This window comes from Xanthomonas sp. JAI131 (genome assembly GCF_013410075.1).
Lineage (GTDB): Bacteria > Pseudomonadota > Gammaproteobacteria > Xanthomonadales > Xanthomonadaceae > Xanthomonas_A > Xanthomonas_A bonasiae.
The window spans coordinates 676,218-698,130 of sequence record NZ_JACCCN010000002.1 but is presented as its reverse complement, the minus strand read 5'-3'; the positions used below and the strand labels follow the sequence as shown (position 1 = coordinate 698,130).

General features: G+C 68.2%; 15 protein-coding genes. 8 read left to right on the top strand and 7 right to left on the bottom strand.

Annotation, left to right across the window (positions count from 1 at the left end; genetic code table 11):
* Positions 1 to 2 precede the first annotated feature (2 nt).
* On the bottom strand, positions 3 to 1,259 hold the full coding sequence (locus HDC36_RS09705) for a type II secretion system F family protein (RefSeq protein WP_179566658.1): 1,257 nt from the start codon (positions 1,257 to 1,259) through the stop codon (positions 3 to 5).
* 385 nt (positions 1,260 to 1,644) lie between these two features.
* On the opposite strand from HDC36_RS09705, the gene HDC36_RS09700 reads away from it, so the two are divergent.
* The 3 genes from HDC36_RS09700 (at position 1,645) to pilB (ending at position 4,391) form a co-directional block, all read left to right on the top strand.
* Entirely contained in the window at positions 1,645 to 2,076 is a 432-nt protein-coding gene (locus tag HDC36_RS09700; protein WP_179566656.1) for a pilin, read from the top strand.
* A gap of 136 nt (positions 2,077 to 2,212) precedes the next feature.
* Positions 2,213 to 2,614 carry a pilin gene (locus HDC36_RS09695; protein WP_179566654.1) on the top strand — a complete coding sequence of 134 codons (402 nt, stop codon included), beginning with the start codon at positions 2,213 to 2,215 and terminating at the stop codon, positions 2,612 to 2,614.
* Between the two features lie 40 nt (positions 2,615 to 2,654).
* Positions 2,655 to 4,391, top strand: a complete 1,737-nt coding sequence (gene pilB, locus HDC36_RS09690) for a type IV-A pilus assembly ATPase PilB (RefSeq protein ID WP_179566652.1) — start codon at positions 2,655 to 2,657, stop codon at positions 4,389 to 4,391.
* Positions 4,392 to 4,552: 161 nt separating this feature from the next.
* Here the strand turns inward: pilB and HDC36_RS09685 are convergent, their stop codons facing one another.
* Together HDC36_RS09685 and HDC36_RS09680 are read right to left on the bottom strand one after the other, a co-directional pair.
* Entirely contained in the window at positions 4,553 to 5,941 is a 1,389-nt protein-coding gene (locus HDC36_RS09685) for a sigma-54 dependent transcriptional regulator (RefSeq protein ID WP_179566650.1), read from the bottom strand.
* A gap of 74 nt (positions 5,942 to 6,015) precedes the next feature.
* Positions 6,016 to 7,629, bottom strand: a complete 1,614-nt coding sequence (locus tag HDC36_RS09680; RefSeq protein WP_179566648.1) for a HAMP domain-containing sensor histidine kinase — start codon at positions 7,627 to 7,629, stop codon at positions 6,016 to 6,018.
* Between the two features lie 301 nt (positions 7,630 to 7,930).
* Here HDC36_RS09680 and sucC point away from each other — a divergent pair, with 301 nt between their 5' ends.
* The 4 genes from sucC (at position 7,931) to HDC36_RS09660 (ending at position 15,172) form a co-directional block, all read left to right on the top strand.
* Entirely contained in the window at positions 7,931 to 9,094 is a 1,164-nt protein-coding gene (gene sucC / locus HDC36_RS09675; RefSeq protein ID WP_179566646.1) for an ADP-forming succinate--CoA ligase subunit beta, read from the top strand.
* A gap of 23 nt (positions 9,095 to 9,117) precedes the next feature.
* The gene (sucD, locus tag HDC36_RS09670; RefSeq protein WP_179566644.1) at positions 9,118 to 9,990 is read left to right on the top strand and encodes a succinate--CoA ligase subunit alpha; all 873 of its coding nucleotides are present in this window, start codon (positions 9,118 to 9,120) and stop codon (positions 9,988 to 9,990) included.
* Positions 9,991 to 10,578: 588 nt separating this feature from the next.
* Positions 10,579 to 12,678, top strand: a complete 2,100-nt coding sequence (locus HDC36_RS09665; protein WP_179566642.1) for a pyrroloquinoline quinone-dependent dehydrogenase — start codon at positions 10,579 to 10,581, stop codon at positions 12,676 to 12,678.
* Positions 12,679 to 13,534: 856 nt separating this feature from the next.
* On the top strand, positions 13,535 to 15,172 hold the full coding sequence (locus HDC36_RS09660; RefSeq protein WP_179566640.1) for an NAD+ synthase: 1,638 nt from the start codon (positions 13,535 to 13,537) through the stop codon (positions 15,170 to 15,172).
* A gap of 209 nt (positions 15,173 to 15,381) precedes the next feature.
* Here the strand turns inward: HDC36_RS09660 and egtD are convergent, their stop codons facing one another.
* On the bottom strand, positions 15,382 to 16,365 hold the full coding sequence (gene egtD / locus HDC36_RS09655) for an L-histidine N(alpha)-methyltransferase (protein ID WP_179566639.1): 984 nt from the start codon (positions 16,363 to 16,365) through the stop codon (positions 15,382 to 15,384).
* Complete coding sequence (egtB, locus tag HDC36_RS09650; RefSeq protein ID WP_179566638.1) at positions 16,362 to 17,651, bottom strand: ergothioneine biosynthesis protein EgtB; 1,290 nt, start codon at positions 17,649 to 17,651, stop codon at positions 16,362 to 16,364. Before egtB ends, egtD begins: the two co-directional genes overlap by 4 nt.
* A 154-nt stretch (positions 17,652 to 17,805) precedes the next feature.
* Between egtB and HDC36_RS09645 the strand changes: the two genes are divergently transcribed.
* On the top strand, positions 17,806 to 19,002 hold the full coding sequence (locus HDC36_RS09645) for an aminotransferase class V-fold PLP-dependent enzyme (protein WP_179566637.1): 1,197 nt from the start codon (positions 17,806 to 17,808) through the stop codon (positions 19,000 to 19,002).
* A gap of 504 nt (positions 19,003 to 19,506) precedes the next feature.
* On the opposite strand, the gene HDC36_RS09640 is transcribed toward HDC36_RS09645, so the two are convergent.
* Together HDC36_RS09640 and HDC36_RS09635 are read right to left on the bottom strand one after the other, a co-directional pair.
* Positions 19,507 to 20,967, bottom strand: coding sequence for a glycine betaine ABC transporter substrate-binding protein (locus HDC36_RS09640; RefSeq protein ID WP_255432717.1), 1,461 nt, complete (start codon positions 20,965 to 20,967; stop codon positions 19,507 to 19,509).
* 35 nt (positions 20,968 to 21,002) lie between these two features.
* A complete protein-coding gene (locus HDC36_RS09635; RefSeq protein WP_179566636.1) occupies positions 21,003 to 21,740 on the bottom strand; it encodes an ATP-binding cassette domain-containing protein in 738 nt (245 codons plus the stop codon).
* Between the last annotated feature and the right edge of the window lie 173 nt (positions 21,741 to 21,913).

The following is a 21,913-nucleotide window of genomic DNA, read 5'->3' as shown; positions in this document are numbered from 1 at the left end:
TATTAGACCACGGACGCCAACTTGAAGATGGGCAGGTACATGCCGATGACCATGCCGCCGACGATGGTGCCGATGAATACCATGATCATTGGCTCGAGCAGGCTGCTCAATGCATCGACCGCATTGTTCACTTCCTGCTCGAAGTACTCGGCCACTTTGAACAGCATCGCATCCAATGCACCGGCCTCTTCGCCGATAGCGGTCATCTGGATGACCATGTGCGGAAACAGGTTGGCCTGCTTCATCGCCACATTGACGGGGTAGCCCACCGACACGTCGTCGCGCATGCGCAGCACGGCTTTCTCGTAGACGCTATTGCCGGTAGCGCCTGCGACGATGTCCAATGCCTCGACCAGCGGCACACCGGCGCGGAAGGTCACTGCGAGGGTCCGTGAGAAGCGAGCTACCGAGCTGTTGTGCATGATTTGGCCGATGATCGGCACCTTCAGGATCAGTCGGTCCATGCCGTGCTGCATCGACGGAGAGCGCTTGTAGGCGAAGATGAAGCCGCCAATGGTGCCAATGAGCAGAATCAGCAGGAGCCACCAATAAGACACCATGAAGCGTGAGGCGGCCACGATCATCTGGGTAAAGGCAGGTAACTCCGCGCCAAAGCCCTTGAACACTTCCTCGAACTGCGGCACCACCCATACAAGCAAGATCGAACTGACCAGCAGCGCGACTGCCATGACCATGGCTGGATAGAACAAGGCCTTCTTGATCTTGCCCTTCAGCGCTTCGATATTTTCCTTGTAGGTCGCGACCGTCTCCAGCACCGTTTCGAGCACGCCGGCGCCTTCGCCGGCCTTGACCAAGTTGCGATAGAGCTCATCGAACTGGACCGGATGCTTGCTGATTGCCTCATAGAGAGACGAGCCGCCCTCGATGTCGGTGCGGATCTGGTCCACCATCTTCTTCATGCGGGGGTTCTTGTGCCCGCTGCCGATAATCTCCAGCGATGCCACAATGGGGACGCCCGACTTCATCATGGTCGCCATCTGCCGACTGAAGAATGCGATGTCCTTCGCGCCGATCTTGCTGCCGGCGGCGCCGAACAATGGCTTGGGCTTTGGTTTGACCACCGACGGCGTGATGCCTTGGCGGCGCAGTTCGGCGCGCAGCAAGTTGGCATTCTTGGCGGTCTGCTCGCCCTTCATCTTGACGCCGCGCTTGTCGGTTCCCTCCCAGACAAACGGCACCTGCTGGTTGGTAGTACGTGCGACGGGCTGTTTGGGTACTGCGCTACGAGTTGCGGACATCAGGTGTGCTCCCCGTCCAGCCATCCCCAGGCGGACATGTCCGGCATGGTATCGGTTTCCGTGGCGTCTGGCATCCGATCCCTGTGACCGAACGGCGTCGCAGGGATCGAAGAGCCAGAATTCCGTCGAACTGACGTTGTGCGTCACTTTGTGACCCGTTCTGGCACAGGGGAAAGCCGGTCGCAAATCTCTTCTTTGCCCATGTCGGGCGGCATTCAATGAGGCATCATGCACTCCGGGGAGCATAAGGTGGGCGTGAGAAGGTTGGCACGCAGCCTGCTTGTATCACCCGCACGTGGCGCTCTGCCGCGCGGCGCTCAGGGGTAGTACGCCCCGTGGGCGGAGTGTCTGCCAAACTTACACACCATCTCTAGGGGATTCACCAATGAAGAAGCAACAGGGCTTTACCCTGATCGAACTGATGATCGTGGTCGCGATCATCGCCATCCTGGCCGCCATTGCCATCCCGATGTACCAGGACTATGTGGTCAAGTCGCAGGCAACTTCGGCACTGGCCGAAATCACCCCGGGCAAGGTCGGTTTTGAGACCGCCATTAACGAGGGCAAGACGCCGAGCACGACCACCACGGATGCTGGCTATATTGGTGTCAAGGCCTCTACCACGTATTGCGACGTGACACTGGGGGCGACTGCCACTGGCAACATCACTTGCACCACGAAGAACGGCAATGCCGGTAAGTTCAATAGCAAGACGCTGATCTGGACCCGCGACGCTGATGGCAACTGGACCTGTACTTCGAGTCTGGATACCAAGTACCGCCCGGGTAGCTGTGGTACTGCTGCTGCCGCGACCTGATAGTAGAATATTCATAAATTATTTAGAGAGGCCCCAAAGGGGCCTCTTTTTTTAATTCCGAATACATCTGTGCGGATGTCGTTTTTGGCACATCTTGTGCTTGTCGGTCGCGGGCGCTTAAAGAAATGGAGGCGGCATGCGCGGATTTGCCTTGATTGAACTGATGATCGTCGTGGCGATAGTGGCTATTCTTGCTGCTATTGGGATGCCGCTGTATCAAGGCTATGTCGCCAAGAGTCAAGTAACTGCAGCGCTAGCCACCGTGCGTCCTGGAAAGACTACGATCGAAACCGCCATTGCGGAGCGCCGTGACGTCTCGATCGTTGACGCGGATTATGTAGGGCTCAGGAGTTCCAGTGCTTGTCCTTCGATAGATGTCAGTCTCGCCGAGGATTACGTGGCACGCATCGAATGCCATGTCGCAGGAAACTCGAAAGTGGATGGCAAGTCGCTCTTCTTGAGGCGCGACTCTGAAGGTGTATGGACGTGTGACGCCAGTGCCTTTGATGTACCTTACAGGCCGGGAGGCTGTGGCTAGTTGCATGCCTCATATCTCATTTTGAATTGAGGTGGAGACTATGAGCGCGTTGGTTACCACGAATCTAGTCGGCATCACCGGCATCGCACGCCGCCTGGTTCAGGACGGCGCGCTGGAGGAAGCTGCTGCGCGGACCGCCATGGCGCATGCCGCCGAGGCCAAGATCCCGCTGCCGCAGTGGTTCTCCGAGAAGAAGCTGGTCACCGCAGCGCAGCTGGCCGCCGCCAATGCGGTCGAGTTCGGCATGCCGCTGCTGGACGTGTCGGTGTTCGACGCCAGCCAGAGCGCGATCAAGCTGGTCAGCGAGGAACTGCTGCAGAAGCACCAGGTGCTGCCGCTGTTCAAGCGCGGCAACCGGCTGTTCGTGGGGGTCAGCAATCCGACTCAGACCCGGGCGCTGGACGACATCAAGTTCCATACCAATCTGACGGTGGAGCCGATCCTGGTCGATGAGGACCAGATCCGGCGCACGCTGGAGCAGTGGCAGGCGAGCAGCAACGCGATCGGCGATGCGCTGGGCGACGACGACGAGGGCATGGGCAACCTGCAGGTCAGTGCCGGCGACGAGGACATGGGCAGCGGCGGCGATACCGGCGTCGATGCCAAGGGCGACGATACGCCCGTGGTCAAGTTCGTGAACAAGGTGCTGGTGGATGCGATCCGCCGCGGTGCTTCGGACATCCACTTCGAGCCGTACGAGGACGATTATCGGGTGCGCCTGCGCATCGACGGCCTGCTCAAGAGCGTGGCCAAGGCGCCGGTCAAGCTCAATCAGCGCATCGCGGCGCGATTGAAGGTGATGTCGCAGCTGGACATCGCCGAGAAGCGCGTGCCGCAGGATGGGCGCATCAAGCTCAACCTGTCCAAGAGCAAGCAGATCGACTTCCGCGTCAGCACGCTGCCGACGCTGTTCGGCGAGAAGATCGTGCTGCGTATCCTCGACGGCAGCGCGGCCAAGCTGGGCATCGACAAGCTCGGCTACGAGCCGGAGCAGCAGAAGCTGTTCCTGGACGCGATCCACAAGCCCTACGGCATGGTGCTGGTGACCGGTCCGACCGGTTCGGGCAAGACGGTGTCGCTGTACACGGCGCTGGGCATCCTCAACGACGATACCCGCAACATCTCCACCGCCGAGGATCCGGTCGAAATCCGCCTGCCCGGGGTCAACCAGGTACAGCAGAACAACAAGCGCGGCATGACCTTCGCCGCGGCGCTGCGCTCGTTCCTGCGCCAGGATCCGGACATCATCATGGTCGGCGAAATCCGCGACCTGGAAACCGCCGAGATCGCGATCAAGGCGGCGCAGACCGGCCACATGGTGCTGTCCACGCTGCACACCAACGATGCGCCGCAGACCATCGCGCGCCTGATGAACATGGGCATCGCGCCGTACAACATCACCAGTTCGGTGACGCTGGTGATCGCGCAGCGCCTGGCGCGGCGGCTGTGCAACAACTGCAAGCGCCCGACCCAGTTGCCGGAGAACGCGCTGCTGGCCGAGGGCTTCAGCGAGGCCGAGGTCGCCGCCGGCATCCAGCTGTACGAGGCGGTGGGCTGCGACGAATGCACCGAGGGCTACAAGGGCCGCACCGGCATCTACCAGGTGATGCCGATGAACGACGAGATCGCGGCGATCGTGCTGCAGGGCGGCAACGCGATGGACATCGCCGAGGCGGCGCAGAAGATCGGGGTCAAGGACCTGCGCCAGTCGGCGCTGCTCAAGGCGCGCGCCGGCATCACCAGCCTGGCGGAGATCAATCGCGTGACCAAGGACTGATGGAGCCGGGATTCGGGAGTCGGGATTGGGGATTCGCAAGAGCGGAGCCGCGACTCCTCCCGATCCCTGATCCGCCTTTTCTACCTAGGCCGAATTAGGAGAGGAATGGGACGCCGTTGCTTTTACGAATCCCCAATCCCGACTCCCCAATCCCGGCTCTTCTACTCCATCCCCAACTTCTTGAGCTTGTAGCGCAGCGCGCGGAAGGTGATGCCGAGCTGGGCCGCGGTGCGGGTCTTGTTCCAGCGGTTCTCCTCCAGCGCCTTCTGGATCGCGGCGCGCTCGAGTTGCTCGATGTAGGAGGGCAGGGCGGAGGAGGTCGGGTCGATGTCGACCACGCCGGGCGGCAGCGCGGGGGCGGCTTCGGCCGCGGCGCGGGCGCTGTTGCCGGGCTGCGGCAGGCGCAGGTCGGCGGCGCTGATCTGGTCGTCTTCGGCCATCGCCAGGGCGCGTTCGAGGATGTTCTCCAGTTCGCGCACGTTGCCGGGGAAGGCGTAGCGGTTCAGCGCGTCCAGCGCCGACGGCGACAGCAGCGGGGTGACCCGGCCGTGGCTCTTGGCCAGCCGCGCCAGGATCGCCGCGGCCAGTTGCGGCAGGTCGCCGCCGCGGTCGCGCAGCGGCGGCACGCGCAATTCGATCACGTTGATGCGGTAGTACAGGTCGTGGCGGAAGCGGCCGTCGGCGACCAGGTCGGCCAGGTCCTTGTGCGTGGCCGACAGGATACGCACGTCGGTCGGCACTTCGGTCGAGGCGCCGACCGGGCGCACCGACTTCTCCTGGATCGCGCGCAGCAGCTTGACCTGCATCGGCAGCGGCAGCTCGGCGACTTCGTCCAGGAACAGGGTGCCGCCGTGCGCGGCCTGGAACAGGCCGGCCTGGTCGGCATGGGCGCCGGTGAAGCTGCCCTTCTTGTGGCCGAAGAACTCGCTTTCCATCAGTTCGGCGGGGATCGCGCCGCAGTTGACCGGCACGAACGGACCGGCCGCGCGCGCGCCCTGCTCGTGGATGGTGCGCGCGACCAGTTCCTTGCCGACGCCGGACTCGCCGAGGATGTAGACCGGCGCCTGGCTGCGCGCGACCTTGGCGATGGTGGCGCGCAGCACGTCCATCGCCGTGGAGGCGCCGAGCAGGCGGCTGGCCTGCTCCGGCGGTGGTGCCGGCGGCGCGGCGCGTTCGCTGTTGTTGAGTTCCAGCGCATGCTTGACCAGGCCGCGCAGCACGTGGATGTCCACCGGCTTGCTGACGAAGTCGAAGGCGCCGGCCTTCAGCGCTTCCACCGCCAGGTCCATGCTGCCGAAGGCGGTGATCATCGCCACCGGCGTGCGCGGATAGTGGCGGGCGATCTCGCTGACCAGTTCGATGCCGTTGCCGTCGGGCAGCCGCATGTCGGTGATGCACAGGTCGTAGGGATTGCTCGCCAGCAGTTCGCGGGCTTCGGCGAGGTTGGCGGCGGTGCTGATGCGCAGCCCCATTCTGCCCAGGGTCAGCACCAGCAGTTCGCGGATGTCGCGTTCGTCGTCGACGACCAGGGCGCTTCGGGTTTCGTTCATGTGCGGAAAAGATAGCCCAGGTACGGGGGGAGCGCCAAATTATCGACGCGGCGAGGGATTCAGTGACGTGCGTCTCAACCCGACAGCATGGTGTGCGGGCCAGGCAGGACCACGCGGAAGCAGGCGCCGCCGGCCGGTACCGGGACGTATTCCAGGCGTGCCTGGTTGGCCCGGCACAGTTCGCGGGCGATATACAGGCCCAGCCCGGTGCCGTGCTCGGAGGTGGTGAAGAACGGGCGGAACAGCTGCGCGGCGACCGCTTCGGGAATGCCGGGGCCGCGGTCCATGACATCGACGATGGCATTGCGTTCCTGTATCGCCACGCGCAACCGCACCCGCGCCGGCTCCTCCATCACCCGGCCGTACTTGAGCGCGTTGTGCACCAGCGCGCTGAGGATCTGGTGCAGGTGCTTGGGATCGACCAGCGCGTGCACCGGCTGCGGCGCGAGGATGGCTTCCAGGCTGTCGGTCTCGATCGACAGGGTCTGCCGGTATTCCAGCACGAAGCGGCGCACGAACACGCCCAGGTCCAGGTTCTCCGGATTGGAGCGCTCGCGCCGGGCCAGGCCCAGCACGCTCTCGACGATGCCGTTGGTGCGCTGGCACTGCATGTGGATGATCTGCAGCAGGCGGCGGTCGGCGTCGCCGATCGCCGGCGATTCCTCGAGCAGCTGCGAGGCGTAGCTGATCGCGGCCAGCGGGTTGCGGATCTCGTGCGCCAGGCTGGCCGAGAAGCGGCCCAGCGCCGACAGGGTCAGCGATTCGGCGCGCCGCGACACCACCGTCGCATCGTCCAGGAACACCAGGGTCAGGTCGCCTTCCATCAGCAGCCGGGCGAAGCGTGGCTGCACCTCCGGCTGGTCCGGCGACAGCTGCAGCGGGGTCTCTTCCTGGTTCCAGCCGTTGCGCCAGCGTTGCAGCCGCTTGCCCAGCTCCGGCGCGGCGCTGAGCAGGTCCAGGCGGCCGCTGGCGCTGTTGCCGTCGGCGTCGCCGAGCAGTGCCGAGGCGGCCTCGTTGGCCAGGGTGACGCGGTTCTGCGCGTCCACCACCAGCACCCCGGTACGCATGCGGCGGATGATCAACTCGTTGATTTCGTAGAGATTGGCCACCTCGGCGCCGCGCCGATCGGCCAGCGTCTGGCTGCTGCGCGCGCGCTGCCCGATCTGGTAGCAGATGTAGGACACCGCCAGGTAGCTGGTCGCGAACATGGCCAGTTCGGCCAGGCTGCGGGTGCTTTCGCCGCCGTCCAGCGAGGTCCACACGTATTCCAGCAGGGTCGCCGCGGCGGCGGTCAGGGCGACGCCGAAGCCGTAGCGCAGCGGCAGCAGCATCGCCGCGGCGGCGACATTGAACAGCAGCATCATCGCGATGCCGGCGCTGGCCGCCGGCAGCGCGTGCGCGGCCAGGGTGGCCGCGGCGATGTCCGCGGTCGCGCTGCAGAACACGATCGGGATCAGATGGCGTTCGTTGCGGCCCCACAGCAGGAGCAGCAGCGCCACCAGCAGGTAGGCGCCGGCCAGCCCGACCGCCAGTTGCGGAAAGCGCGGCGCGCCGACCAGCACGCTCAACGGGCTGAACACCAGCGCGGCGATCAGTCCGGCCACCAGGACCCGGTACAGCGCGAAGAAGTACAGCTCGCGGCGCGGGATGGACTCGATGCGGTCGATGAGCGAGGCGCTTGTGGGCAAGCCGGACTCCAGCCAGGCGACGGACGGCGCGAGTATAGGCGTCGCGCCGGGGAATGCGATGGCAGGGCCGCACCGGTGGCGGCCTCGGCATGGCCGAGGACGGGGCTGCGCGGGCCCGCCCGGGCCGCGTCGCGACGGCGCCGGGCCGGGTCTGTGGGCCCGCCCGCGGCGGTGCCGGAAACCAGCGCTTTTGCGCCGCCGCCCAGGGTCGGCCACAATATGCGGCCCGTCCGTACCATTCCGGCCGCCATTCCAGGCCCGGATCGCTGCGGGACGGTCGTTCCTCTTCCCACGGTGACGCATGAATTTCCACGAATACCAGGCGAAACAACTGTTTGCCGACTACGGCATCCCGGTCCCGGCCGGACGCGTCGCGTCCACGCCCGAAGAAGCTGTCGAAGCGGCCAATGCCTTGGGCAATGGCCCCTGGATGGTCAAGGCCCAGATCCACGCGGGCGGCCGCGGCAAGGCCGGCGGCGTGAAGTTCTGCAAGACCACCGACGACGTCAAGGCCGCTGCGGCCAAGATGCTCGGCACCTCGATGGAAACCTACCAGTCCGCTGGCGTGGCCCTGCCGATCAGCCTGGTGCTGGTCACCGAGGCCGGCGAGATCGCCAAGGAACTGTACCTGTCGGTGCTGGTGGACCGCGGCACCCAGTCGATCACCTACATCGCCTCGTCGGAAGGCGGCGTGGACATCGAGCAGGTCGCAGCCGAGACCCCCGAGAAGATCCAGACCCTCAACGTGAACTTCGTCGAAGGCCTGCAGCCTTACCAGGCGCGCGAGATCGGCTTCAAGCTCGGCCTCAACGCCAAGCAGGCCAACCAGCTGGCCAAGATCATGGGCGGCCTGTACACCCTGTTCAACGAAAAGGACCTGGCGCTGGTCGAACTGAACCCGCTGGCGATCCTGGACAGCGGCGACCTGTACGCGCTCGACGGCAAGGTCAACTCCGACGACAACGCCACCTTCCGCCACAAGGATCTGGCCGCCATGCGCGACAAGACCCAGGAAGACGAGGCCGAAGTGCGCGCCAGCGAGTACGACCTGAACTACGTGACCATGGACGGCAACATCGGCTGCATGGTCAACGGCGCCGGTCTGGCCATGGCCACCATGGACGTGATCGCGCTCAACGGCGGTTCGCCGGCCAACTTCCTGGATGTCGGCGGCGGCGCCACCAAGGAACGCGTGACCGAGGCGTTCAAGCTGATCCTGTCCTCGGACAAGGTCAAGGCCATCTTCGTCAACATCTTCGGCGGCATCGTCCGCTGCGACATGATCGCCGAGGGCATCATCGCCGCGGTCAAGGAAGTGGACGTCAAGGTGCCGGTGGTGGTGCGTCTGGAAGGCACCAACGTCGAGGCAGGCAAGAAGCTGCTGGCCGAATCCGGCCTGGCCATCACCCCGGCCGACGACATCAACGATGGCGCCAAGAAGGTCGTCGCAGCCGTCGCTGCCTGAACCCACGAGACTAGGAAGAATTCATGTCTGTTTTGATCAACAAGAATACGAAGGTCATCGTGCAGGGCTTTACCGGCCAGCAGGGGACTTTCCACGCGACCCAGATGGTCGAGTACGGCACCCAGGTGGTCGGCGGCGTGACCCCGGGCAAGGGCGGCACCACCCACATCAACCTGCCGGTGTTCAACACCGTGCGTGAAGCGGTCGACGCCACCGGCGCCGATGCGTCGGTGATCTACGTGCCGCCGCCGTTCGCGGCCGATGCGATCCTGGAAGCGGCCTCGGCCGGCATCAAGGTCATCGTCTGCATCACCGAAGGCATCCCGGTGCTGGACATGCTGCGGGTCAAGAACGTGCTGAAGTCGCACCCGGACGTGACCCTGATCGGGCCGAACTGCCCCGGCGTGATCACCCCGGGCGAGTGCAAGATCGGCATCATGCCGGGCCACATCCACATGCCGGGCAAGATCGGCATCGTGTCGCGCTCGGGCACGCTGACCTATGAAGCCGTGAAGCAGACCACCGCTGCCGGCCTGGGCCAGTCCACCGTCATCGGCATCGGCGGCGATCCGATCAACGGCCTGAACTTCGTCGACTGCCTCAAGCTGTTCAACGAAGACCCGCAGACCCAGGGCATCATCATGGTCGGCGAGATCGGCGGCGACGCCGAGGAAGCCGGTGCCGAGTACATCAAGGCCCACGTCAAGAAGCCGGTCGTCGGTTTCATCGCCGGCGCCTCGGCTCCTCCGGGCAAGCGCATGGGCCACGCCGGTGCGATCGCCTCGGGCGGTTCGGGCACCGCGGCCGGCAAGTTCGCGGCGATGGAAGCCGCTGGCGTCAAGACCGTCCGTTCGCCGGGCGACCTGGGCGCGGCGATCGCTTCGCTGGTGAAGTAAGCGACACGGCGGTTGCGGCATGCGGCGGCTCAGGTGCCGCATGTCGCGATCGTTCGATGGCGGCAATGCCGGTCAGCGTCGAACGGGGCCTCGCGAAAGCGGGGCCCTTTTTTTGTGTCGGCGTTTTTTCGAAGGTGTAGCGCCGTGCTGTCTCAGGTGACGAGTGCTTCGCCTGTACCTTCACCCCAAACTCCTCTCTCCGACCGGGCTTGTCGCTCTGCCGTTGCGTGCCGCGCGCCGCTGCTGCACCCGGCAACGTCTGTCAGCTCGGCATGTTCGACGCGGGATTTGCGTTCAACAGTGTGTTCGGCGTGACCTTCGCCGCAACATGCGTTACCGGAAGGCCCGTCGCGCCCAACGGCCGGCGCTTCCAGAGCCGTTGCCACAGGATTTGCGCCGTGGCTGCGATTCGAAAATGTCCCGACGTGCGGTTGCCGGCCATCATTGGCCCGCTTGGCGCCCGCCCCATTCGTCCCTGTGCGGCCGCCATTGGTCACTGTCGTGGCCGCCGCCGTCCCTTGGCCGTGGCGGGCGGACGGGCGCTGCACATACTTGCCGCCACTTCACGCAACGACGGGAGCGGCACCGGTGGGCAGCAGATGGCGGGCAGCGATATGTGGTGCGGGACTGGCGCTCGGCGTTGGCGGGATCTGCGCGGCGGCGCCGGGCGACTGGTCCAGCTATGCCGGCGCGCCCGGCGGCGGCCAGTATTCGCCGCTGACCCAGATCACCCCGGACAACGTGGGACGGCTGCGCATCGCCTGGTCGTTCCGGACCGGCGAACTCGGCGCGGGCCTGCCGGATCCGGAACGGCGCCGCTTCGAGGCCAATCCGCTGGTGCTGGACGGGCGCATGTACCTGGTCACCGGCACCGGCATCGCCTTCGCGCTGGATGCGGCCAGCGGCCGCGAACTGTGGTCGTTCGACGCCCAGGTCGCGCGCGGCAAGCACTACAGCGATCCGGCCTCGCGCGGGGTGAGCTTCTGGCGCGACGCGCAGGCCACGGACGGCGCCTGCCGCGAGCGCATCGTGTTCGGCACCCTGGACGCACGGCTGATCGCGCTGGACGCCGCCGACGGTCGGCCCTGCGCCGGGTTCGGCACTGCCGGCAGCATCGACCTGCGGGCCGGGATCGACGTGCAGGACAGGCCCGGCGATGCCTGGGCCAACTATGCGGTGACCTCGCCGCCGGTGGTGGCCGGCGACGTGCTGGTGGTGGGCAGCTCGATCGGCGACAACCGCGGGCATGCGCTGGAGCAGGGCGTGGTGCGCGGCTACGACGCGCGCAGCGGGCGCGAATTGTGGCGCTGGGATCCGGTGCCGCGCGCTCCGGCCGCCGCGGCCGCGGCCGGCTGGCAGCCGGAGCAGGCCGCCACGGTCGGCGGCGGCAACGCCTGGGCGCCGCTGGCGGTGGATCCGGCACTGGGGCTGGTGTACGTGCCGACCGGCTCGGCCAGTCCCGACTACTACGGCGGCGGGCGGCTCGGCGACAACCGCGATGCGAATTCGCTGGTGGCGCTGGACCTGCACAGCGGGCGCCGGGTGTGGGCGCAGCAACTGGTGCATCACGACCTGTGGGACTACGACCTGGCCTCGCAGCCGGTGCTGACGACGGTGCAGACCGCGCAGGGGTCGCGCGAGGCGGTGCTGCAGGCGACCAAGACCGGCTTCCTGTTCGTCTTCGACCGGCGCGACGGCAGCCCGGTGTTCCCGATCAGCGAAGTGCCGGTGCCGGCGACCGACGTACCCGGCGAGCGCATCTCGCCGACCCAGCCGATGCCCGAGCCGGCGCTGCGCCTGGCGCGACATACGCCGCTGACCGCCGCCGACGCCTGGGGCGCGACGCCGGGCGCGCGCCGCGAGTGCGCCGCGCTGATCGCCGGGCTGCGTTCGGAAGGCCTGTTCACTCCGCCCAGCGTGCGCGGCACGATCGCGCTGCCGGGCTGGGCCGGCGGGGTGAACTGGGGCGGCATCGCGGTGGACCCGCAGCGCCAGCTGGCGATCCTGCCGGTGTCGGACCTGCCGATGCAGGTGGCGCTGATCCCGCGCGCGCAGTTCCTCGACAGCGACCACGCGCGCTATCCCGCCCAGCAGTTCAACGACATGGAGGGCACGCCGTACTACATGCGCCGCGGCATGCTGGCCTCGTCCCGCGGCGTTCCCTGCGTCAAGCCGCCGTGGGGGCGGCTGGTAGCGATCGATCTGCGCACGCGCAAGATCGCCTGGGAACGCCCGCTCGGCACGCTGGAAGAGCGGCTGCCGTGGCTGCCGCTGGACGTGGGCACGCCGCTGCTGGGCGGCGCGGTGACCACCGCCAGCGGGCTGACCTTCATCGCCGCGGCCGCCGATGCGCGCCTGCGTGCGCTCGACAGCGCCAGCGGCAAGACCCTGTGGGACGCCAAGCTGCCGGCGGGCGGCCAGGCCACGCCGTCGATCTATGCGGTGGACGGCAAGCAGTACGTGGTGATCGCCGCCGGCGGCCGCGAGGGCATGGGAGCGCTGGGCGATTACGTGGTCGCCTATACGCTGGATGGCCAGGGCCGGGAGGTGGTGTTCCAGCACGGCGTGGCCGCGCGCATGGCGACCCTGGGCCTCGTCGCGCTGGCGCTGCTCGCGGCCGTGGTGACGCTGTGGCGGCGCTGGCGTCGTCGGCGTCGTGCGCGGGCAGGGAGTCGCGGCAATGGGTGAGGCGATGCGCGGCGTGCCGCTCCGTGTGGGAGCGACTTCAGTCGCGACGCGCGGTCTGTCAGCGACCGGCTTCGGAGCCAGTCGAGCCTGAAGTCCCTCCCACAGTGCACCCAGTGCGCACTCGGAATGCCGCTCCTTGTAGGAGCGGCTTCAGCCGCGACACGGAGTCTGTCAGCGACCGGCTTCGGAGCCAGTCGCGGCTGAAGTCCCTCCTACAGTGCACCCAGCGAGCTGTCGGCATGCCGCTTCTTGTAGGAGCGACTTCAGTCGCGACGCGCGGTCTGTCAGCGACCGGCTTCGGAGCCAGTCGGGACTGAAGTCCCTCCCACAGTGCACCCAGCGGGCACTCGGCATGCCGCTCCTTGTAGGAGCGGCTTCAGCCGCGACACGGAGTCTGTCAGTGACTGACTTCGGAGCCAGTCGGGACTGAAGTCCCTCCTACAGTGCACCCAGCGGGCACTCGGCGTGCCGCTTCTTGTAGGAGCGGCTTCAGCCGCGACACGGAGTCTGTCAGTGACTGACTTCGGAGCCAGTCGGGACTGAAGTCCCTCCCACAGTGCACCCAGCGGGCACTCGGCGTGCCACTCCTTGTGGGAGCGACTTCAGTCGCGACGCGGGGTCTGTCAGCGACCGGCTTCGGCGCCAGTCGGGACTGAAGTCCCTCTCCCACAGTGCATCCATCCGGTGACGGGCGCAGCGTGGGGTAGGCGAGCCGGATCGCCTGCCGCGGTGCGGCGCTACACTGCGCATTGCCGGCGTGCGCATGTCGGCTCCGCCGCTGCTGGCGCTGCGCCGTCGGCGGCTGGCATCGGCGCGGCCGCCGCGCTTTTCCCCTCCCGCTTCTGCAAGGTTGTCCATGTCTTCTTCCCTTCGCATCGCCATGGCCCAGTTCGATTTTCCGGTCGGCGCCGTGGCCCAGAACACCGATCGCATCATCGCGATGATCGACGAGGCGCGCGACGAGTACGGCGCCGACATCGTGCTGTTCCCGGAGCTGGCGGTCAGCGGCTATCCGCCGGAGGACCTGCTGCTGCGGCCCGGCTTCCTCGCCGATTGCGAACTGGCGGTGCAGCGCATCGCGGTGCGCGTGCACGGCATCGTCGCGGTGGTCGGCTGGCCGCAGAGCGCCGGCAGCGTGGTCTACAACGCGGCCAGCGTGCTGCGCGGCGGGCAGATCGAAACCACCTACCGCAAGCGCGAACTGCCCAACTACGCGGTGTTCGACGAGCGCCGCTATTTCGATGTCGATCCGGACGGCGGCAGCTGCGTGTTCGAGGTCAAGGGGACCCAGGTCGGCCTGGTGATCTGCGAGGACCTGTGGTTCCCCGAGCCGCTGGCCGATACCGCGCGCCACGGCGCCGAACTGGTGCTGGTGCCCAACGCCTCGCCGTACGAGCGCGGCAAGCATGCGCAGCGCGATGCGTTGCTGGCCGAGCGCACCCGCGAGACCGGCGTGGCGCTGGCCTATCTCAACGTCGTCGGCGGCCAGGATGCGTTGGTGTTCGACGGCGCCTCGGTGGTCGCCGACGGCGACGGCAGCGTGCATCCGGCCGCGGCGGCGTTCACCGACCAATGGCTGGTGGTGGACTACGCGACGCAGGCGCGCGCGTTCACCCCGTTGCGCTGGATCGACGACGGCGACGAAAGCATGGACGCGCTGGCCTGGCGCGCGGTGGTGCGCGGGCTGCGCGACTACTGCGGCAAGAACCGGTTTTCCAAGGTGTGGCTGGGCCTGTCCGGCGGCATCGATTCGGCGCTGGTGCTGGCGATGGCGGTGGACGCGCTGGGCGCGGACAACGTCACCGCGGTGCGGCTGCCGTCGCGCTACACGGCCGACATGTCCAACGACCTGGCCGACGAGCAGTGCCGCGCGCTGGGGGTGAAGCTGGAGACGGTGGCGATCGAACCGGCGTTCGAGGGCCTGCTGCAGGCGCTCGGTCCGTTGTTCGCAGGCACCCAGCCCGACGTCACCGAAGAGAACCTGCAGTCGCGCAGCCGCGGCGTGATCCTGATGGCGCTGGCCAACAAGTTCGGCGGTCTATTGCTGACCACCGGCAACAAGAGCGAGTACGCGGTCGGCTACGCCACCATCTATGGCGACATGTGCGGCGGCTATGCGCCGCTGAAGGACCTGTACAAGACCGAGGTGTTCGGCCTGGCGAAATGGCGCAACACGGTCGGCGGCGCGCCGGTGATCCCGCCGGCGGTGATCGCGCGGCCGCCGTCGGCGGAACTGCGCGCCAACCAGACCGACCAGGATTCGCTGCCGCCTTACGACGTGCTCGACGGCATTTTGTATCGCTATGTCGACCAGGAGGAATCGCGCGACGAGATCGTCGCCGCCGGTTACGCCGCCGAGGTGGTCGATCACGTGGTGCGGCTGGTGCGGATCACCGAATGGAAGCGGCACCAGGCCGCGCCGGGGCCGAAGGTGTCGCGCCGCGCGTTCGGCCGCGAGCGGCGTTATCCGATCACCAATGGGTATCAGGGCTAGCCAGGGCGGCGCCGCGGCCACGCGGTGTCTCGTGGTGGGGGCGGATCGGCTGCGGTGGGGGTCGGTCGCGGCTGAAGCCGCTCCTACAAGGGGCGGCAGGGAGGCGGCCAGTCAACGTGTCTGCCTCGGTAGTGCGTGCCGGGCGGCGCGCTACCGGTTCGCGCGAATGCGCTTGCCAAGCCCGACTCCGATTCCTCAATCCCGGCTCTTCAAACCGCCTGCAGCAACCGCAACCCGAACGCATCGTCCTGCGCGTTCCAGCCGTGGCTGACGCGCAGGCCGGCGGCCGCGGCCATTTCGCCGAAGCTCTGGTCGCTGTACTTGTGGCTGTATTCGACCTGCATCGCTTCGCCGGCGGCGAAGTCGAAGCGGTGTCCGGCCACGTGCACCTGTTGCGCGCGCTGACTGACCAGGAAGGTTTCGATGCGCTGGCGCTCGCGCGCATACACCGCGCGGTGGCGGAACTGCGCCAAGTCGAAGTCGCTGCCGATCTCGCGGTTGAGGCGGCGCAGCAGGTTCAAGGTGAACTCGGCGGTGACCCCGGCGGCGTCGTTGTAGGCCGCTTCCAGCACCGCAGGATCCTTGTCCAGGTCGATGCCGATCAGCGCGCAGCCGTCGTGGCGCATGGTCTCGCGCATCGAGCGCAGCAGTTGGATGCCGTCTTCGCGGGTGAAGTTGCCCAGCGTGGAGCCGGGGAAGAACACCAGGGTGCGGCGCGCGCTGCGCTGCGGCGCCGGCAGGTCCACCGGCGCGGTGAAGTCGGCGCAGACCGGCAGCATCTGGATGCGCGGGAAGCGTTCGGCCAGGCGTGCGGTGCTGGACATCAGCATGTCGCGCGAGATCTCGATCGGGGTGTAGGCCACCGGCTCGCGCAGGCCTTCCAGCAGCAATTCGGTCTTGCGCCCGCTGCCGCTGCCCAGCTCCACCACGTGCGCACCGAGGCCCACCGCCTGCGCGATCGACGGCATCCGCGCTTCCAGCAGGGCCAGTTCGGTACGCGTCAGGTAGTACTCGGGCTGGCGGGTGATCGCTTCGAACAGGCGCGAGCCTTCGGCGTCGTAGAAATATTTGGACGGCAGTTGCTTGGGGCTGCGCGACAGCCCGGCGATCGCGTCGGCGGCGATGTCGTCGGGCTGCGGATGCAGGTCGGTGAGCGCGGCTTCGGTCAGGGCGCGGGCGGTCGCAGCGTTCATGCGGGATCCTTGGCCAGGCGTACGCCGGCAAATTGCCAGCGCGCATCGGAGGGAAAGAAGTTGCGGTAGCTGGCGCGGATGTGGTCGTGCGGCGTGGCGCAGCTGCCGCCGCGCAACACCCACTGCGCGTTCATGAATTTGCCGTTGTATTCGCCCAGCGCGCCCGACCACGGGCGGAAGCCGGGGTAGGCCAGGTAGGCGCTGCCGGTCCATTCCCAGACATCGCCGAACAACTGCTGCAGGCCGGCCTCGCCCTGCGCGGCGGACTGCGGGTGCAGCGCATCGGCATCGACGAAATTGCCTTCGATGGCCACGCCGGTGGCGGCCTGTTCCCATTCGGCTTCGGTCGGCAGCCGGGCGCCGGCCCAGCGCGCGTAGGCGTCGGCTTCGAACAGGCTGATGTGGCAAACCGGCGCATGCGGATCGCGCTCGCGCCAGCCGCCCAGGGTGAACTCGCGCACGCCGTCGGCATGCCAGTACAGCGGCCGCTGCCAATCCTCGGCATTGCGCCGTGCCCAGCCATCGCTGAGCCACAGGGCGACGTTGCGGTAGCCGCCGTCGGCGATGAATTGCGCGTACTCGGCGTTGCTCACCGGACGGCTGGCCAGCGCATGCGCCGGCACCAGCACGCGGTGCCGCGGCGACTCGTTGTCGTAGGCGAAGGCGGCGTGCGCCGGCCAGCCGGGCGCGCCGATCTCGCACAGCTGTTCGTCGCGCTGGATCCAGCGCAGGGTTCGGGACGGCGCCTGCGCCACGGCCAGATCGTCGCGATAGGCCGGGGCCAGCGGATTGCTCCAGAACGCGTGCTTGATGTCGGTCAGCAGCAGTTCCTGGTGCTGCTGCTCGTGGTGCAGGCCCAGTTCCAGCACCTGCAGCGTCTGCGCCGACAGGTCGCCGGCCTGCAGCCGCGCCAGCACCCGCGCCTCGACCTCGGCGCGGTAGTCGCGTACCTGCGCCATGGACGGGCGCGACAGCACGCCGCGCCGCGGCCGCGCATGCATCGGGCCGACGCTCTGGTAGTAGCTGTTGAACAGGTAATCCCACTGCGGATCGATCGCGCGGTAGCCCGCGTCGGCGGCCAGCACGAAGCGTTCGAAGAACCAGGTGGTGTGCGCGAGATGCCATTTCGCCGGACTGGCGTCGTCCATGCTCTGCACCATCGCGTCTTCCTCGCTCAGCGGCGCGGCGAGCAGGTGGGTGCGCTGGCGCACGCTGCGGAAACGCGCCGCCAGCGGGACGCTGGACGTTGCGGGCGAGGGGGATGCCGCCGGGGAGGTCGCTTGCATCGGGCAAGCTTAGGGGAAGACCGTGAATATGCCGTCATGCGTGGTGGAACGTCGCGTTACGCTAGAGCCTGTTCATGCGATGGGGCCTTCCCTCTCCCGATCGCGCCAACAGGCCCGACCGCACATGTCTACGCCAGACCCTTCCCACGCATTCATGTCCGCATCCGCGGCCGGCGCCGCCGTGCCGGCCCGCTTGCTCGACCTCGCCGAGGCGGCGCACGCCTTCGTCCTCCCCGAGGGAGTGCGCTATCTGGATACCGCCAGCAAGGGCCCACGGCTGGCCGGCGTGCTTGCCGCCGGGCAGGCAGCGCTGGCCGATTCGATCGCACCGTGGACGCTGTCCTTCGACGCGTGGCGCGCGCAGATCGAGACCTTGCGCGGCCTGGCCGCCGCCACGCTGTTCGAAGGCGACGTCGACGGCGTGGCGATGCTGCCCTCGGCCGCCTACGGCCTGGCTACCGCCGCGCGGCAATTGCCGCTGGCGGCCGGCGAGGCGGTGCTGCTGCTCGATGGCCAGTTCCCGTCCAATCTGTTGCTGTGGCAGCAGCGCTGCGCCGAGACCGGAGCGCACCTGGCGGTGGTACGGCGCGGGCCGCAACAGGACTGGACCGAAGCGGTGCTGGCGGCCCTGGACGCGGAGCCGCGGGTGCGGATCGCGACCCTGCCCAATGCCTACTGGCGCGATGGCGCGCTGCTGGACCTGGACCGCATCGCCGCGCGCGTGCATGCGGCGGGCGCGGCGCTGGTGCTGGACCTGAGCCAGAGCCTGGGCGTGCTGCCGGCGCGGCTGGCGGCATGGCGGCCGGACTTCGTGGTCGCGGTCGGGCACAAGTGGCTGCTCGGGCCGATGGGATTGGCCTGGTTGTGGGCGGCGCCGCACTGGCGCGCGCGCGGCGTGCCGATCGAACACCATTGGCAGGCCCGCGATCCTGGCGCCGACTGGAATTTCCCGGTCGAGGCGCCGCCGCCGTTCCGCGCCGGCGCGCGCCGCTTCGATGCCGGCGGCGTGACCGAACCGCTGCGGCTGGCGATGGCCACCGCGGCGTTGCAGCAGGTGCAGCATTGGCAGCCGGCGCGGATCGCGGCGCGGCTGGGCGCACTCGGCGCGGCGTTCGAGGATGAGCTGCAGGCGCAGGGGGCCGGCGATTGGACCGTGCCCGGGCATGCGCCGCACCTTGGCGCACTGCGTCCGCCTGCAGCGGCGATGCAGGCTTTGCTGCCGTGGCTGCAGCGCGCGCAGGTGATCTGCACGCATCGCCATGGTGCGTTGCGCATCGCGCCGTATCTGCAGCTGACGCCGGAGGCGATGCGTGGGCTGGCGCGCGAGATGGTCGCCGCGGCGCGCGGGTGAGCGGTGGTTTGATCGTTTCTGGGAGAACTTGCTGCCACCTTGCCGGGTGCACTGTAGGAGGGGTTTCAGCCCCGATAGCGAGTGGACCAAGGACGCCTTCTGTTTCGTTCGTCGCGACTGAAGTCGCTCCCACAGGGGGCTTGCAGTGAGTTTGCCGGGGTTCAAGTAGAGGAGTGTCAGCCCTGACTTTTACCGAGGCTGGAAAGGTTTCCGCTTCGTCTGTCGCGGCTGAAGCCGCTCCTACATGGGGTTTGCGGGCGAGCCTGCTGAGTGCACTGTCAGGGGGACTTCGGTCCCGAGTGTGGCCGGAGCCCTGAGGCTCGCCGCTTCGTTCGTCGCGGCTGAAGCCGCGGCTACAGGTACCTGCGGCTGCACTGTGGGAGGGACGTCAGTCCCGACGGGTACCGAAGCCGATCGCTGGCCGGTGCCACGCTGCGATCGATCGGCCGAGCGCACGATCGCGCGCCCTGTCGCGCCGATGAGCGGCGCCTGGACGCGCAGGCCTCAGCGCCGCGCCGCCAGGCGCAGGCCGCGCGGGGTCAGCCAGCGCTCCAGGCCTTCGAACACTCCCTGCACCAGCAGCGCCAGCACCGCCGCCGGCACCGCGCCTTCCAGGATCAGGCCGATATCGTCGAGCCGGATGCCGGTGAGGATCGGCTGGCCGTAGCCGCCGGCGCCGATCAGCGCACCCAGCGTAGCGGTGCCGACGTTGATCACCGCCGCGGTCTTGATTCCGGCCAGGATGGTGCGCAAGGCCAGCGGCAGTTCGATCCGCCACAGCCGCGTGCCCGGCGGCAGGCCGATCGCCGCGGCTGTCTCGCGCAATTCGCGGGCGATGCCGGTCAGGCCGGCATGGGTGTTGCGCACGATCGGCAGCAGGCTGTACAGGAACAGCGCGGCGATCGCCGGCTTGGCGCCGATGCCGAACAGCGGAATCATGAACACGAACACCGCCAGCGACGGCAGCGTCTGCAGCACCCCGGTCAGCGACAGCACGACCTGGCCGAGCCGCGGCCGATAAGCCGCCACGATGCCCAACGGTAGCGCCGCCAGCAGGGCCAGGCCCAGCGACAGGCCGACCAGCGCCAGGTGTTCGCGCGTGCGTTGCAGCAGGCGCGTCAGCCTGGTGTCCTGTGCGGGGGCGGCGATGCCCAGCCAGTGCGCGGCGATCGCGCTTTCGGCGCGCTTGTCCAGCTTCGCCTCGGCATTGAGCCGCTGCATCGTCGCCGCGTCGATGCGTCCGCCCAGGCCCTGCAGCGCCTGCACGAACCGCGGCGCGCGCTGCGCCAGGTCGCTGCGATACAGGAACACCGCGGCGTAGCGCGGAAAGTAGCGGCGGTCGTCCTGCAGCACCAGCAGGTCGTGCGCCGGGATCTCGGCGTCGGTGCTGTACAGGTCGGTGATGTCGATCGCGCCGCTGTCCAGCGCGCGGTAGGCCAGGTCGTGGTCCAGCCCGGTCGGGGTCTGCGGCAGCCGGTAGGCCGCGCGCACCCCGGGCCAGCCGTCGGTGCGCGACACGAACTCGTTGCTGAGCCCGAGTTTCAGCGACGGATGCGCGGCCAGGTCGGAGATACGGGCGATGCCCAACGCTTGCGCGCGCTGCCGGCGCATGCCGAACGCGTAGGTGTTGTCGAAGCCCAGCGGCGCGCTCATCGCCAGGCCGCGCTGGGCCAGGGCCCGGCGCAACGCGGCATCGTCGGCATCGGGCAACTGCAGCAGTTCCGTGGCCAGGGTACCGGTGTACTCGGCATAGGCGTCGATCGAGCCCTGCTCCAGCGCGCGCCACAGGATGCGGGTGCCGCCGAGCTGGCGCCGGTGTTCGACCTCCACCCCGGCCTGGCGTCCGGCGCCGGCGGCGATCTCGCCGAGCACCACCGCCTCGGTGAAGTTCTTCGAGCCGACCACCACTTTCTCCGGCGCTGCCGCAGCGCTGCCGGCGAGCAGGACGAGCGCCGCCGCGAGCAGGAGCAGCGGCAGCGCGCAGCGCCGCACCGACGCCCTCACCGCGCATCCTCCAGCGTGCGCTGCGCGTGCAGGAACTGGCCGACGAACGGCTCCGCGGGCGTATCCAGCAGGTCGCGCACGCTGCCTTCCTGCACGATGCGGCCATTGCGCATCAGCACCAGGGTGTCGCCCAGGTAGGCGGCCTCGGCGACGTCATGGGTCACCAGCACCACGGTCTTGCCGAGCAGCGCGAACAGCTCGCGCATCTGCGTCTGCAGTTCGTGGCGCACGATCGGGTCGAGCGCGCCCAGCGGTTCGTCCAGCAGCAGCACCGGCGGGTCCAGCAGCAGCGCGCGGATCAGGCCCACGCGCTGGCGCTGGCCGCCGGACAGTTCGGCCGGATAGCGCGCCAGCAAGGCCTCGGGCAGGCGGCACAGCGCGGCCAGCTCGTGCAGCCGCGCGTCGATCCGCGGCCGCGCCCAGCCCAGGGTCTGGGCCAGCAAGGCGGCGTTGTCGCGCGCGCTCAGGTGCGGGAACAGCCCGCCTTCCTGGATCACGTAGCCGATGCGGCGGCGCTGCGCCAACAGGGTGTCCCGGCGCAGCGGCTCGCCCTGGAAGCGCACCTCGCCGCTGTCGGGCCATTCCAGCCCGAGCAGCATGCGCAGCACGCTGGACTTGCCGGCGCCGCTGGGGCCGATCAGCGCGGTGGTGCCGCCGGGGGCGACGCGCAGATCGACCTGGTCCAGCGCGAGAGCGTCGCCGTAGCGGCGGGTGACCCGATGCAGTTCGAACATGCGCCCAAGCATAGCCGGGCCGCGGCGCTGTACCACAGATCGCGACACTGGTGCCGGCCTGCGCCATCGGCCAGGGCCACATGTCCAGGGCGCTGCCGCTGGCGGCTGCCCGGACAGCCGCGGTCCTGCGTGGATGCAGGCGGCGCAGCCGGGCGGCGACCATCGCGCACGGC

Bases quoted from the DNA above. Each gene is read 5' to 3' on its own strand.
- HDC36_RS09635 (WP_179566636.1), bottom strand. From the start codon at position 21,740: ATGTTCGAACTGCATCGGGTCACCCGCCGCTACGGCGACGCTCTCGCG.
- egtD (WP_179566639.1), bottom strand. From the start codon at position 16,365: ATGAACGCTGCGACCGCCCGCGCCCTGACCGAAGCCGCGCTCACCGAC.
- pilB (WP_179566652.1), top strand. From the start codon at position 2,655: ATGAGCGCGTTGGTTACCACGAATCTAGTCGGCATCACCGGCATCGCA.
- HDC36_RS09660 (WP_179566640.1), top strand. From the start codon at position 13,535: ATGTCTTCTTCCCTTCGCATCGCCATGGCCCAGTTCGATTTTCCGGTC.
- HDC36_RS09645 (WP_179566637.1), top strand. From the start codon at position 17,806: ATGTCCGCATCCGCGGCCGGCGCCGCCGTGCCGGCCCGCTTGCTCGAC.
- HDC36_RS09685 (WP_179566650.1), bottom strand. From the start codon at position 5,941: ATGAACGAAACCCGAAGCGCCCTGGTCGTCGACGACGAACGCGACATC.
- sucC (WP_179566646.1), top strand. From the start codon at position 7,931: ATGAATTTCCACGAATACCAGGCGAAACAACTGTTTGCCGACTACGGC.
- sucD (WP_179566644.1), top strand. From the start codon at position 9,118: ATGTCTGTTTTGATCAACAAGAATACGAAGGTCATCGTGCAGGGCTTT.
- egtB (WP_179566638.1), bottom strand. From the start codon at position 17,651: ATGCAAGCGACCTCCCCGGCGGCATCCCCCTCGCCCGCAACGTCCAGC.
- HDC36_RS09700 (WP_179566656.1), top strand. From the start codon at position 1,645: ATGAAGAAGCAACAGGGCTTTACCCTGATCGAACTGATGATCGTGGTC.
- HDC36_RS09705 (WP_179566658.1), bottom strand. From the start codon at position 1,259: ATGTCCGCAACTCGTAGCGCAGTACCCAAACAGCCCGTCGCACGTACT.
- HDC36_RS09695 (WP_179566654.1), top strand. From the start codon at position 2,213: ATGCGCGGATTTGCCTTGATTGAACTGATGATCGTCGTGGCGATAGTG.